Annotated in this window: 10 protein-coding genes; 8 read left to right on the plus strand and 2 right to left on the minus strand. The window is 74.1% G+C overall.

All coding sequences use genetic code 11. From position 1 onward, the window contains the following. The first annotated feature begins 150 nt into the window (after window positions 1-150). The 8 genes from ACZ4VI_RS18190 (at window position 151) to ACZ4VI_RS18225 (ending at window position 9,594) form a co-directional block, all read left to right on the plus strand. Window positions 151-1,137, plus strand: coding sequence for a GNAT family N-acetyltransferase (locus tag ACZ4VI_RS18190; RefSeq protein ID WP_468000204.1), 987 nt, complete (start codon window positions 151-153; stop codon window positions 1,135-1,137). A 21-nt stretch (window positions 1,138-1,158) separates the two neighbouring features. Further along, complete coding sequence (locus tag ACZ4VI_RS18195; protein ID WP_468000205.1) at window positions 1,159-2,409, plus strand: glycosyltransferase family 2 protein; 1,251 nt, start codon at window positions 1,159-1,161, stop codon at window positions 2,407-2,409. Further along, window positions 2,406-3,215 (plus strand): polysaccharide deacetylase family protein, encoded by an 810-nt coding sequence (locus ACZ4VI_RS18200; protein WP_468000206.1) that lies wholly within the window; start codon window positions 2,406-2,408, stop codon window positions 3,213-3,215. Before ACZ4VI_RS18195 ends, ACZ4VI_RS18200 begins: the two co-directional genes overlap by 4 nt. Before the next feature lie 114 nt (window positions 3,216-3,329). Continuing rightward, complete coding sequence (locus tag ACZ4VI_RS18205; RefSeq protein ID WP_468000207.1) at window positions 3,330-5,297, plus strand: hypothetical protein; 1,968 nt, start codon at window positions 3,330-3,332, stop codon at window positions 5,295-5,297. A 60-nt stretch (window positions 5,298-5,357) separates the two neighbouring features. Next, on the plus strand, window positions 5,358-5,816 hold the full coding sequence (locus ACZ4VI_RS18210; protein WP_468000208.1) for a hypothetical protein: 459 nt from the start codon (window positions 5,358-5,360) through the stop codon (window positions 5,814-5,816). Next, window positions 5,813-6,880 carry a glycoside hydrolase family 26 protein gene (locus ACZ4VI_RS18215; RefSeq protein WP_468000209.1) on the plus strand — a complete coding sequence of 356 codons (1,068 nt, stop codon included), beginning with the start codon at window positions 5,813-5,815 and terminating at the stop codon, window positions 6,878-6,880. Before ACZ4VI_RS18210 ends, ACZ4VI_RS18215 begins: the two co-directional genes overlap by 4 nt. A gap of 103 nt (window positions 6,881-6,983) precedes the next feature. Continuing rightward, window positions 6,984-8,546, plus strand: coding sequence for an HD domain-containing phosphohydrolase (locus ACZ4VI_RS18220; protein WP_468000210.1), 1,563 nt, complete (start codon window positions 6,984-6,986; stop codon window positions 8,544-8,546). A 118-nt stretch (window positions 8,547-8,664) separates the two neighbouring features. Beyond that, on the plus strand, window positions 8,665-9,594 hold the full coding sequence (locus ACZ4VI_RS18225) for an alpha/beta fold hydrolase (protein ID WP_468000327.1): 930 nt from the start codon (window positions 8,665-8,667) through the stop codon (window positions 9,592-9,594). Window positions 9,595-9,625: 31 nt separating this feature from the next. Here ACZ4VI_RS18225 and ACZ4VI_RS18230 read toward each other — a convergent pair whose 3' ends face one another. Then, window positions 9,626-12,007, minus strand: a complete 2,382-nt coding sequence (locus ACZ4VI_RS18230; RefSeq protein ID WP_468000211.1) for a lipopolysaccharide biosynthesis protein — start codon at window positions 12,005-12,007, stop codon at window positions 9,626-9,628. Then, window positions 12,000-13,202: a DegT/DnrJ/EryC1/StrS family aminotransferase gene (locus tag ACZ4VI_RS18235; RefSeq protein ID WP_468000212.1), complete on the minus strand. Its 1,203-nt coding sequence runs from the start codon at window positions 13,200-13,202 to the stop codon at window positions 12,000-12,002. The genes ACZ4VI_RS18230 and ACZ4VI_RS18235 overlap by 8 nt, the downstream gene beginning before the upstream one ends. Window positions 13,203-13,276: the final 74 nt, after the last annotated feature.

The raw sequence follows: 13,276 nt of genomic DNA on the forward strand, positions 1-13,276 counted from the left end.
GTCCGGACACAGGATGTCCGCACGCAGGACGTCCGGACACAGGACGTCCGCACGCACGTGCAGGTCTTCGCACCGGGGGAGTTGACCGCGCGCGAGATCGAGGCGTGGCGGGAGCTTCGGGGGAAGTCCGGGGGGCCCGACAATCCGTTCATGGGGCCCGAGTTCACCCGTGCCGTCGCCGCCGTGCGGCCCCGCGTGCGGGTGGCCGTGTGGTGGGAGGGAGGGGAGCCCGTCGGGTTCTTTCCGTACGAGAAGGGGCCGTTCGGGCACGGGCGGGCCGTCGGGCTCGGGGTCTCCGACTGTCAGGGGGCCGTCCTGCGGCCAGGCCTCGCGCCCTCGCCCCGCGCGATCCTCCGCGTCTGCGGGCTCTCCGCCTGGGAGTTCGACAACCTGGAGGACGGGCAGGACGTACTGCGCCGCGAGGGCGCCGAGTCGTTCGACGCGCCCGTGATCGACGTTGGTGACGGCTACGCCGCGTACGAGGACGTCCTGCGCGCCCAGTCGCCCAAGTTCCTCAAGACCACCCTCGCCAAGGAGCGCCGCCTCGGCCGCCAGGTGGGGCCCACCCGCTTCGTCTTCGACGAGCGCGATCCGGCCGCCCTCCGCGCCCTCATGGCCTGGAAGTCCGCCCAGTACCGCAGGACCGGACGGCGTGACCGCTTCGCTAAGGAGTGGATCAACACCCTCGTCCGGCGGCTGCACGAGCTGCGCGAGCCCGGCTGCTCCGGCGTCCTGTCCGTGCTGTACGCCGGTGACCGGCCCGTCGCCGCGCACTTCGGACTGCGCTCGCAGACCGTCCTGTCCTGCTGGTTCCCGTCCTACGACCCCGAGTTCGCGAAGTACTCGCCCGGTCTCGTCCTCCATCTGCGGATGGCCGAGGCCGCCGCTGCCGCCGGCATCGGGATGCTCGACCTCGGCCGCGGCGCCGCCGAGTACAAGGACGCGCTCAAGACCGGCGAACTGACCGTGTACGAAGGGTCGGTGACCCGTCCCGGCTTACGCGCCGGGCTCTACTGGCTCTCCCGCGAGCCGTCCCGCCGCGCCCACAGCTTCGTACGCAACCGGCCGGCGCTCGCCGCGCGCGGCCGCCGCACCCTCAACCGGATCGCCCGCCTGCGCGGCGCCGGCCAGGCCTGAGCCGACAGCGGGGACAGCAGCATGCGACCACCACACGCCCTCTCCGTCGCCGACCTCGACCTCGGCTCGCCCGACGGACCCGTCCTCTCCCTCCGCCCCGCCCCCGGCGGTACGCCCCCGGGGCCCGGAGACGTCTACGCGCTCGTACGGCTCCGGGGCCGCCCCGCCGCCACCGTCCTCGGGCACGTACGGGACGGGGACGATCCTGCCGAGGTCCTGGCCCGCCTCGCCCGGAGCCGACTCCAGGACGCGGAGGACGCGGCGGACGCCGAGCCGTACGCGCCCCCGCCCCGCGCCTCCGTCGTCGTCGCCACCCGCGAGCGCGCCGACCAGCTCGCCCGCGCCCTGGACTCCCTCCTCGACCAGGACCATCCCGACTACGAGATCCTCGTCGTCGACAACGCGCCCGTCACCCGCGAGACCGAGGAACTGGTCACGCGCAAGTACGGCGACCGCGTCCGTTACGTCCGCGAGGACACCCCCGGGCTCGCCATCGCCCACAACACCGGGCTCGCCCACGCCCGCGCGGAGGTCGTCGCCTTCACCGACGACGACGTCGTGGCCGATCCGCACTGGCTGACCGCCCTCACCGCGCCCTTCGCCGCCGACCCGCGGCTCGGCTGCGTCACCGGCCTCATCCTGCCCGCGCGGCTGCGGACCCCCGCCCAGATCCTCCTCGAATCCCACGGCGGCTTCGCCAAGGGTTTCGCGCCCCGGCTGTACGACCCGCTGCGCCCGCCCGCCGACGAGCCGCTCTTCCCGTTCACCGCGGGCAGTTTCGGCTCCGGCGCCAACATGGCTTTCCGCATACGGGCGTTGAAGGCCGCCGGGGGCTTCGATCCGGCCACCGGCACCGGGACGGCCGCCCGGGGCGGCGACGACCTGTACGCCTTCGTCGCCGTCCTCTCCGCCGGGTTCCGGCTCCGCTACACCGCCGACGCCCTCGTCTGGCATCACCACCGCGAGACCTGGCAGGACCTGCGGAACCAGGCGTTCGGGTACGGCGCCGGCCTCACCGCGTACCTCACCGCCACCCTCGTCCGCCGCCCCGCCCTGCTGCCCGCGCTCCTCGCCCGCCTGCCCCGCGGGCTCGCGTACGCCCGGAACATGACCGCGCAGAGGGGAACCGACAGCGGCGACGGCGTTCCCGGCGCCCACGGCGCCCACACCCATTCCTGGCCTCGCAGCCTCTCCCGACTGGAGCGACGCGGCATGCTCTACGGACCTCTCGGCTACGCCACAGCCCGCCTGCGGATGTGGGGTACGAGATGAGCGCACCCGCCCACACCCGTATACCGGTCCTGCTCTACCACGCGGTGATGGACGACCCGCCCGACTGGATCGCCGAATTCACCGTCACACCCAAGGAGTTCGAGTCCCAGCTCGACGCGATCGTCGACAGCGGACGGACGCCCGTCACCATCGGCGTCCTCGCCGACCACTTCGCCCGGCGCGCCCCGCTGCCGCCCCGGCCCGTCGTCCTCACCTTCGACGACGGCTTCGCCGACCTGCCGGGTCCGACGGCCGAGGCGCTCGCCTCCCGCGAACTGCCCGCCACCGCGTACCTGACCACCGGGGCGATCACCCCGGGCCGGGCCTCTCTGCTGCCGCCCGCGCCGATGATGGCCCTCGGGCAGGCGCCGCTCCTGGAGCAGTACGGGATGGAGGTCGGGGCCCACACTGCCACGCATCCCCAGCTCGACACGCTGCCGCCGACGGAGCTCCGGCGCGAGCTGCGCGAGCCGAAGGCCGTCCTGGAGGACGCCCTCGGCCACGAGGTCCGGCATCTGGCCTACCCGCACGGCTACAACAGTCCGGCCGTGCGCCGGGCCGCCGTCGCCGCCGGGTACGCCTCGGCCGTCGCCGTCCGGCACGCGCTGAGCTCCGAGACCGACGAGCGGTACCGGATCGCCCGGCTCATCGTGCGCCGCGGCCACACCGTCGCCGACGTCGAGCACTGGATGAACGGCCGAGGCGCCAAGGCCGCCCCGTACCCGGACTCGCTGCCGACGGTGGGCTGGCGCCTGTACCGCAGGACCCGCGCGCTGGTCAGGGGCCGACCGGAGTTCGCGGGCTGAGGGCGCGGGCCGGTAGGAGTGGCCTGGTGGGAGTGGCCTGGTGGGAGTGGGCCCGACGGGCGCCCCCAACCGGCATGTATCTGATGTGACGACAGTTCCAGGGGGAGTGCCACCGTGCAGCAACGTACGCCCGCGCCAGTCACCGGAAGCGGCGTGCCGTCGCCTCCCTCCGCCCGGCGGCGGCCCGAGGCGGAATCCGACGCGGACACCCCCGTGCCGACCCGCGGGCGGCGGAGCCTCACGGCCATGCGGGGCGCCCTCGGGCCGCAGACCGTCTTCAGCGTGCTGCCGCTCCTCGTGGCCGCCGCCCTCTGGGCGTACGCGGTGCCCCGGACCCGCTTCCGTGACATCGCCGACTACGGCCTCCTCGACCGTTTCCCGCTCCCGTTCTACGCCTCCCTCGCCGTCCTGACCTGCGGGTTCCTGGTCACCCTGCGGCGCGCCGGCACGGCCCCGTGGTGGCCGGCGGCGTACAGCGTCGCCATGCTCGTGGCGCTCAAGGCGCCGCCGGCGATCCTCTACGACTCCGTGCGCTACGCCTGGGCCTCCAAGCACGACGCCGTGATCAGCCGGCTCCTCGCCGAGGGCACGGTGTACCCGCAGCGCGAGCTGTCCGGCGGCATGTCCGCGTACGACCAGTGGCCCGGGTTCTTCTCGCTGGACGCCGCGCTCGTACGCGCCTTCGGCGTGGACTCGGCGGCCTCGTTCATCAACTGGGCGCCGGTCGCGCTCGGCCTGCTCACGCTGCCTGTCCTGCTGCTGATCTACCGGACCTTCAGCGACGACTGGCGGCTTGTGTGGACCGGGGTGTGGATCTTCCAGCTGGCGAACTGGGTCGGCCAGGACTACCTCTCCCCGCAGGGCTTCTCGTATCTGCTCTATCTGACCGTCTTCGCCGTCGTCGTCCGGCACTTCGTCCGGCCGGGCTCGGCGGGGCGGCTGCGCGACCGCACCGTCCTCGACCCGGCCGCGGCCGCCGTGCCGCCGCCCACGACGACGAGGCAGCGCGCGATCTGCGTGCTGATCATCGCCCCGCTCATCGTCACCATCAACGCCTCGCACCAGCTCACCCCGGTGATGCTGTGCGCGACGCTCTTCGCGCTCTGTCTCACCCGCCGCCACCGCAACATCGGCCTGCTCGTCGTCACCGGGCTGATCATGCTGGCCTGGGACCTCAGCATGGGCCGCGCCCTCTTCCTCGACACCCTCGGCACCCTGCGCGAGAAGGCCGGCGACCTGCTCGGCAACTCCCGCCCCGGCTTCGCCGGCGACCCCACAGGGCCGGGCCCCGAACTGGTCGGCAGCGCCAACACGCTCATGGTCCTGGCCCTCGGCGGCCTCGCGGTGGCCGCCGTGCTGCTGCGCCGCAGGCTGGCCCGCAGCGCCCTGCCGCTCGTGCTCGCCGCCGTCGCTCCCGTACCGATGCTCGCCCTCAACGACTACGGCGGCGAGATGATCTTCCGGGTCTATCTCTTCGGGCTCCCCGGCTCGGCGTTCTTCGCCGCCGCCGCGCTGATCCCGGCGCCGGGGGCGGTGGGCCGACTGGCAACGACCACGGCCGCGTCCCGTACCGCCGCGCGCCGCACGGCCACCGCCGCGCGCCGCACCGCCGCCGTGGCCCTGCCGCTGGTCCTCGTCGCGATGCTGGCCGGTTTCCTGCCCTCGTACTACGGCAAGGAGGGCATGCACTACGCCCCGCCCGGCGAACTCGCCCTCACCCGCCGCGCCTTCGACCGCGCCCCGGACGGCGCCCTGATCCTTGCCGCGACCGGTGGCTTCCCCGACGCCTACTACCGCTACGACCACTACGAGCGCTGGTTCTTCACCGAGCAGGAGGTCGACGAGAACCTGCGCATGCTGAAGGACCCGGCCGGTTATCTCGCCGGCGGGATCCCCGCGGGCCGCCCGGCCTACGTGATCCTCACGCCCACGCAGGGCGAGGCCGTCATCGGCGAGGGGTACCTGCCGGCGGGCGGCTTCGAGACCCTGAAGAACGCGCTGAGACGCTCCCCGCTCTTCGAGGTGGTGGAGGACGGCGAGCACGGTCTCGTCCTGCGCCACCGGCCCACGCCGGGCGGCTGAGCAGCAGCGCCCAGCGCCCAGCTCCCTTCCGGATTCCGGACCACAAGGAGTACGTACGCCATGGCCCACCCGCACGCCCACCCGCACCCGCACGCGAACTCCCGGCTCCCGCGCAGAATCGGGCTCGCGGCCTCCGGATGGATCGCCCTCGCCGCGACCGCGCTGCCCGCCGGCGCCCCGCTGCGCTGGGTCCCCGTCCTCGCCTTCGTCTGCCTCGGGCCGGGACTCGCGCTGCTACTCCCGCAGCCGGGCGGGCTGCGGCCGGGCGCCCGCCTCGAGGCCCTGGCGCTAGCCGCCCCCGTCAGCCTCTCGCTCGCCACCCTCGTCTCGACCGCCCTGTTCCTGATGGAGCGGTTCTCCACGGTCGCGTTCCTCGTCGTGCTCGCCCTCTTCGTGACCGTCGCCGCCGTGCTGCCCGGGGTGCCGCTGCCCGCTGCCACGCGCGGCGGCGTGGAGCGGGCCGCCTCGCCGCTCACGGCCCGGTTCAGGGTCAAACGGAGGACCGGTGGGGGCCGATGAGCGGGCGCCACGCCCTCATACGGGGGCGGTGGGCCCCGCTCGCCGTCGCGCTGGCCGCCGTCGCCGCCCTCGCGGCCGGGACGGGGATCTGGGCCGCGACCACCACCGACGCCGCCGACGCCTGCGCCCCCGACGCCGCCCTCGTCGCCCCCTGCGGGGCCTGGTGGGGGGCGTACATCCCGTACGACGAGGACAGTTCGCTCACCAGGCCCGTGTACGCCTTCGAGAAGAAGATCGGGCGCAAGCTCGACCTCGTCTACACGTACCACGACATGTCCGGGAACCCGGCCGACGGCGAACTCCTCACCCCCGACGAGGTGGAACTGGGCCGGGAGCGGCTGCTGATGCTGGCCTGGGAGTCCACGGTCTGGAAGGAGAAGCACCACGCGGGCTGGAGCGAGACCCAGCTCGGCTGGAAGAACATCGCGTCGGGGAAGTACGACGCTTCGATCATCGACCCGCAGGCGCGCCGCATCAAGGAGTACGGCAAGCGGGTCTTCTTCTCCTTCGACCAGGAGACCGACTTCCGCATCGAGGAGGGCGCCGGCACCCCGGAGGAGTACGTCGCCGCCTACCGCCATCTGCGCGACCGCTTCGAGCGGTTGGGGGTGCGGAACGTGGTGTGGGTGTGGACGGTCTCCGGCTATCTCGGCAACGCCGACACGATGAAGGCGCTCTATCCCGGAGACGCGTACGTCGACTGGATCGGCATGGACCAGTACAACTACTACCAGTGCCACAAGTCGCCGAACTGGCTCGACTTCGAAGCCAGTCAGCGGCCCGGTTACGAGTGGCTGCGCGCGAACATCTCGGCGAAGAAGCCTCTCATGCTGGCGGAGTTCGCCACCGCGCCCGATCCGCGGCGGCCGGAACGGCAGCGGGAGTGGTACGCCGAGATCCCCGAGGCCGCCCGCCGGCTGCCCGAGGTCCGGGCGTACGTCCACTGGAACCGGGCGGTGCCGGGGCCGGACTGCGACCTGACCGTCAACTCCGGCCCCGCGCTGGAGGGTTACAAGGTCGCCGGCTCTGCCCCGTACTTCAAGCAGCGCGTGCCGAGAAGGTGACCGCGCCTGCCCTCCCCAGGGGTGTCACGCGAAGTGATCGGTAGGTGGCCGTCTGTCGGCATACGGGCTCGCCCGGGCCCGGTTCCTGGGCTAGAACAGAGGTATGGCCGTCAGGGAAGGCGTGGGCCGCGAGGAGGCCCGCCTGGCCGAGGTGCTGGCCGCCGTCTCCCTGCTCACCGACCTGGGAATGGGCGAGCAGCAAGGGCAGGCCGTGCGCTCGTGCCATGTCGCGACCGGGTTCGCGGCCGGCCTGGGCATCGACGGGCAGCAGCTCGCCGACGTGTACTACGTCTCGCTCCTGCGCCATATCGGCTGTACCGCGACCGCCTCGGACGAAGCCGCGCGGTTCCGGGTGGACGAGACGGTGGTCCGCTCGGCCATGAGCGTCACCGACCCGGCGGGCCCGGGCGGGCCGATCGCCTTCGTGCGTACGGCGACCTCGTCGCTCCCTCCGTCGCGTCGGCTCGCCCTCGCGGCCCGGCTCGCGGCCTCCGGCCGGTGGGCGGCGGGCACGCAGCGTGCGACCTGCGAGGTGGCGGCGTCGCTGGCGCGGCGCCTGCACCTGGGCGCGGGGGTCCGTGCCGCGCTGCTCCAGCAGTTCGAGCGGTGGGACGGCAGGGGCGCGCCCGAGGGGCTGCGGGGCGAGGACGTCAGTCTGACCGCGCGGATCACCGAGCTGGCCGCGCATGCGGTCGCCGTCGCGGAGGTCGCCGGACCGGAGCATGCGGTGGAGACCGTGGGGGAGCGGAGCGCCTGGTTCGGCCCCCGGCTCGTCGCGGCCTTCGCCCTGGACGGGCTCGAACTGCTGGCCCGGGCCGACGCCGACGACACGTACGAGGCGACGCTCGCGGCGGAGCCGTGGCCCTGGCGGCGGCTGCCCGCCACGGACCTGGACGGGCTGGCCGCGACGCTCGGTGACCTGACGGACCTCAAGTCGCCCTGTCTGCGCGGCCATTCCCGAGGGGTCGCCGTGCTCGCCCAGTCCGCCGCGCGGCAGTTGAACAGGCCTGAGGCGGACATCGCGCGGCTGCGTCGGGCCGCGTTCGTCCACGACCTCGGCCGTATCGCCGTGCCGAGCCGGGTCTGGGACAAGGCCGGTCCGCTCTCGGTCCTGGAGCGGGAGGCCGTGGAGCTGCACACGTATCACGGCGAGCGCGTCCTCGCCCGTAGCCCGGCGCTGGGCGACCTGGCTCCGGTCGTCGGCCAGCACCACGAGCGTCTCGACGGCTCCGGCTATCACCGGCAGACGTCCGGGCCCGCGGTGCTGCCGGCCGCCCGCCTGCTGGCCGTCGCGGACGCCTACCACGCCATGACCGAGCCGAGGCCGTACCGGCCCGCCCGTACGGCGGCCGACGCCGCCATCGTGCTGGAGAGCCTGGCTCGGGCAGGCCGGCTGGACGCGGAGGCCGTGGACGCGGTCGCGGCCGCGGCGGGCGTCGCGCGACCGCGCGGCGCGCCCTGGCCGGGCGGGCTCAGCGACCGTGAGATAGAGGTGCTCCGGCTGCTCGCCCGGGGGTGCTCCAACCGCGTCATCGCCGCACAGCTCTTCATCTCGCCGCGCACCGCGGAACACCATGTCGAGCACATCTACTCCAAGATCCGCTGCCGCACGCGCCCGGCGGCGGCGCTGTTCGCCATGGAGCACGGAATCCTCACCGGTCAGTGAGGATTCCCGCCTTTATGGGGGGATCTACCGATGCGGCGCACACGTACGGCGCCCGAACCTGGGACCACGCCGACCGGTCAGCCGGACCGGCACCGGACCCAGGAAGGACGTGGCCGTGATGTTCGGGCCGCTGAGCACCTACGACATCCGCACCGTGACGGTCCACGGCGTACCCCTCGCGTACGTGGAGACGGGGAAGGGCGAACCGGTGGTGTTCGTCCACGGCAGCCTGAGTGATCTGCGGACCTGGGAGCAGCAGCTCCCTGCCGTAGAGGGTGCGTACCGCGCCATCACCTACAGCCGCCGCTACGCCCGCCCGGGCGCCGACATCCCCGCCGGGGCCGACGACCAGATGACCGTGCACGTCGAGGATCTGGTCGCGTTCCTGCACGCTGTCGGCGCGGCCCCCGCGCACCTCGTGGGGAACTCCTGGGGCGCGTACATCTGCCTGCTCACCGCGATGCACCACGCGGAGGCCGTCCGCACGGTCGTCCTCGAAGAACCGCCCGCGCTGCCACTGTTCGTCAGCGAACCTCCCCGGCCGGCCGAGCTGCTCCGGCTGCTCGTGCGGCGGCCGAGGACGGCGCTGGCCATCATGAAGTTCGGCGGCTCGGTGATCGGCCCGGTACGGAAGGAGTTCGGTGCCGGAGCCGACGAACGGGCCATGCTCACGTTCGTCCACGGGGTTCTCGGGAAGGAGGCGTACGCCGCCCTTCCGGAGGTCCGCAAGCAGCAGATGCGCGACAACCTGAACGCCTTCAGGGCCCAGTTCATGGGTGCCGGATTCCCGCCGCTGCCCGACGACGAGGTACGCGGGGTGCGGTCGCCGGTTCTCCTGGTCACCGGCGAGCACAGCCCTTCGTTCTTCCTGCGGCTGACAGACCGTCTGCAGGAGCTGCTGCCGGACGCCGAGCGGGTCGAGATTCCGGCGGCGGGACACGCGATGCACGAGCAGAACGCCCAGGCGCTGAACGCGGCCGTCCTGGCCTTCCTCCGCCGTCGGCAGGGGAGGCCGGAGGCGGCACGCGGGGAGCGGGCCTCTGCCTAGGGGGCTGCGCCCCAGCTCCAGGGGCAGCCCTCTAGCGGCGCCGCAGTCCGCGTACCGCGACCGCCGCCATCGTGGCCCCGCACGCCCCGAGGAGGACGGGTAGCGGGGCTGCGGCAAAGGCGTGCTGGGCGGCCCAGCCCGCCCACACCAGGACCCACACGGCGCACGCCGTGATCCGCACGCTCGCGCCGAGAACCCGCAGCAGCCCGGCCGCGAGCATCAGGCAGAGCGCCTGGAGCACGATCGGCAGCGCCTCCCGGGCCCCGGCGGGGACGAGCGCCGCGCCGGGGCCGCCCGCCGGGTCCGGGTGGATGCCGAGCAGGGGCGGCGCGGTGTGCAGGGCGAGGAACGTGGCGAGTACGACGGTTGCGGCGAGCAGGGGCCGGACCCGGCGCAGCGACACCGCGGCGCAGTGCAGCGCGACGAGCAGGATCCCGGCGGCGAGGGTGACCGGCGGGAGCGCGGCGATCAGCTCCGTACCGGACAGCTGGCCCAGGCCGAGGCCGTCCGCGCGGACGAGCGGGATCCAGAAGAGGCCGGCGGCCAGACCGAGGAGCAGCCACAGCCAGGTCCCGGACCGCTGGCCCGCCACGTCCGGGCCTGCGGCCTGGCGCGCGTCCTGGCCTGGGGCCCGGCGCGCGTCCCAGCCTGCGACCCGGCCCTCGACTCGGCCCTCGACCCGGCCCTCGACCCGGCTCTCCGCGCGGCCTGCGTCCCGGCCTGCGTCCCGAGCCGTGTCCCGGCCCGCGGCCTGGCCCTCGTGCCGGCGCTCGACCCGGCCCTCGTGCCGACTCGCGCCCCGGTTCTCCGCGCGGCCTGCGGCCCGGCCTGCGCCCCGGGCCGTGCCCCGGCCCGCGGCCTGGCCCTCGACCCGGCTCGCGCCCCGGCTCTCCGCGCGGCCATCGCCCCGGCCCTCGTCCTGCTCCGGCCGGGGCGCGTACACCGGGATGCCGAAGGCCGGCGTCACCGTGTCCGCGGAGGCTCCGCCGGGCGCCGCCCACTCCTGCTCGGCGGCGCGGCGCGCCCAGCTCGTGCCGTACTCGATCTCCTCGCGGCCGCCCTTCAGCGCGGCCCGCAGGCCGGGTGCCGAGACCGCCGCCATCAGCGTCATCGAGCCGAGCATCGCGAACCCGGCGCCGGAGATCCCGACCGGGCCGAGGAGCAGCGCCGCGCTGCCGAGGACGAGGACGCACATCGCGCCCTGGAGGGCGGCGAGCGCCCCCGTACGCCCCTGGACGCGCAGCACGCCGATGTACAGCTCGACGGCGACCCGGGGGAGCGCGGCGGCGGCGAGCAGACGCAGCACCGTCGTGCCGTGCTCGGCGTAGTCCGGGCCGAAGGGGGCGAGGATGTACGGCGCGAAGACGACGAGGACGAGGACGACGGGGACGAGCAGCAGCGCCATGCGCCGCAGTGCCCCGCGGACGCCCTCGGCGAGGGACTCCGGGCTGTGGGAGGCGTGCGCGGTGAGGGAGGAGGCCATGTTGATGGCCATGAACTCCATCGTGCCGCCGACGGTGTACGCCGTGTAGAAGAACGCGTTGTGCGCGGCGTCGAAGCGGACGGCGACCATCACCGGCAGCAGGTTGATCATGGCGAGGCTGAACAGCGCGCCGACGGAGTCCCCGGCCATGAAGCGGCCGATCTCGCGCAGGGCGGGCGGCTCGCGGTCGTGGTCGGCGCGGGCCTGGCGGGGGATGAGGCGGCGGAAGACGAGCCAGCCGAGCGGGACGACGGACAGGGCGATCGCCGCCGACCAGGACACGAAGACGCCCAGGACCGGCATGGTGGTGGCGAAGGCGGCGAGCAGGAGCAGCTTGCCGATGGAGAAGCCCGCGTTGCCGACGGGCACCCAGAAGGCGCGGCGGAGCCCGGTGAGGACACCGTCCTGGAGGGTGAGGAGCGCCCAGCCGACGCAGGAGGCGGTGAAGAAGAGCCCGGCGGAGAGCGAGCCGAGCGGCGCGTACGAGGGTCCCCACCAGTCCACGGTGAGCAGGAAGATCCCGCAGGCCAGGGCCACGACGACGGAGCTGACCAGGTAGACCCGGCGGACCAGGGGGCCGGTGGCGCGGCCGGCCCGGGGCACGTAACGGACGACCGCGCCGATCATCGTCGTCGCGGTGAGGGAGGCGAGCAGCCGCTGCGCGGCGATGGCGGCCGAACCCTGCCCGACGGCCTCCTCGGAGTAGTACCGGGCGGCGACGAGCCAGAATCCGAGCCCGAGTGCGGCCGAGACGCCGGTGGACAGCATGAGCGCGTAGGCGTTACGGAACATGGAGCCCCCGCTCTCCGCCGCGGGGGCGGGGGCGTGCGATCCGGCGGCCTCCGGCCCGGGTGCCGTCGACGCGGGGGCCTTCGGCCCAGGGGGCTGCTCCTCCCCGTCCGGTATGTGGAGCCGGACGGTCTCAGCCACGGTCGCCGCGCCCGCGGTCGCCGCGCCGCGCCGGGCGGATGCCGGACGCGCGCAGCGTGGCGATCGCCTCGTCCGCCCGCCGCGGGTCCACCGGCAGGGCGTGGTGGGCGAACCAGGACGCCGGTTCCGGGGCGGGGGAGAGGTCGGTGAAGAGCTCGCCCGCGTACGTGTCGAGCGGCGGGTCGTAGAGGTAGCCGGTGACGAGACGGCGGCGGGCGAGGGCGGCGATGGCCGCGTCCCGGTCCTCGACGAGCAGCGGCACGCGGAACAGCGGCTGGACCTCCGCAACAGCAGCACCCCCGCCCCCGCCCCACTCGCTCGCGAGCAGGCGCTCCGTACCGGCCCGGTGGGCGGTGAGGGTGGCGTCCAGGCGGGCCAGGAGCCGTTCCGTACGGCGCAGGCGGCCCGGGCCAGGGCCGAGGCGGTAGTCGTGCATGTCGACGCGGACCCACGAGTGGAAGGGCGCGAGCCCCGGCGCGGCGGCGAGGGCCTGCTTCAGCTCGTCGGCCCGCAGCGGCATCCGGATCTCCTCGCGCTCCTGCCGCCCGAGCAGCCGCAGCGTGGCGTGCGCGGCCTTCACGAGCCGCAGCGCGCGGACCGTGGCCTCGGCGTACGGCCGTACGAGATAGGCGAGTTCGGAGGTCGTACGGGACGGGTGCAGCAACTCGTCCCGCGCGGCGGCCAGTTCGTCCCGGAGGGCCGGGTCGGCGAAGGTCAGGAAGCCCCCGGTCTTCGCCCCGGTGTGCTTGGAGAGGCTGAACACGGACGCCTCGCCCCACGTGCCGACCGGGCGGCCGCCGACCGTCGACCCGATGGCGTGGGCCGCGTCCTCCAGGAGCGGAATGCCCAACGCGTCGCACCGGGCGCGCAGTTCGGGCGCCGGGTCGGGATTCCCGTACAGATTGGTGGTCAGTACGGCGGAGAGCCCGCGCCAGACGGACTCGGGCACGGCGGCCGCGTCGATCGAGCCGTCGCGCGGGTCGAGCGGCGCCTGGACCGGTCGTAGCCCCGCCGCGAGCACCACGAAGAAGATCACGTCGTCGTTGACCGGCGACATCAGCACCCGGCCGCCGGGTCTGCACCAGTGGCGCAGCGCGAGATAGAGACCGAAGCGGCACGACGGCACATGGAGGCACTCTCTGCCCCCGAGCCTGCCGCGCATGCGCTCTTCCAGTTCCGCGTACGCAGAAACCATGCGATTCCCCCCTGAACCCCGGCCTCAATGTGGCCCATTCCGGGCGACCCGTCAATAACGCGGAAGGGCCCGTC

The organism is Streptomyces sp. NPDC029169 (genome assembly GCF_055563935.1).

Excerpts from the sequence above, each read along its gene's own strand:
- ACZ4VI_RS18195 (WP_468000205.1), top strand. The coding sequence starts at position 1,159 with ATGCGACCACCACACGCCCTCTCCGTCGCCGACCTCGACCTCGGCTCG.
- ACZ4VI_RS18235 (WP_468000212.1), bottom strand. The coding sequence starts at position 13,202 with ATGGTTTCTGCGTACGCGGAACTGGAAGAGCGCATGCGCGGCAGGCTC.
- ACZ4VI_RS18220 (WP_468000210.1), top strand. The coding sequence starts at position 6,984 with ATGGCCGTCAGGGAAGGCGTGGGCCGCGAGGAGGCCCGCCTGGCCGAG.
- ACZ4VI_RS18210 (WP_468000208.1), top strand. The coding sequence starts at position 5,358 with ATGGCCCACCCGCACGCCCACCCGCACCCGCACGCGAACTCCCGGCTC.
- ACZ4VI_RS18225 (WP_468000327.1), top strand. The coding sequence starts at position 8,665 with ATGTTCGGGCCGCTGAGCACCTACGACATCCGCACCGTGACGGTCCAC.
- ACZ4VI_RS18200 (WP_468000206.1), top strand. The coding sequence starts at position 2,406 with ATGAGCGCACCCGCCCACACCCGTATACCGGTCCTGCTCTACCACGCG.
- ACZ4VI_RS18215 (WP_468000209.1), top strand. The coding sequence starts at position 5,813 with ATGAGCGGGCGCCACGCCCTCATACGGGGGCGGTGGGCCCCGCTCGCC.
- ACZ4VI_RS18190 (WP_468000204.1), top strand. The coding sequence starts at position 151 with ATGGGGCCCGAGTTCACCCGTGCCGTCGCCGCCGTGCGGCCCCGCGTG.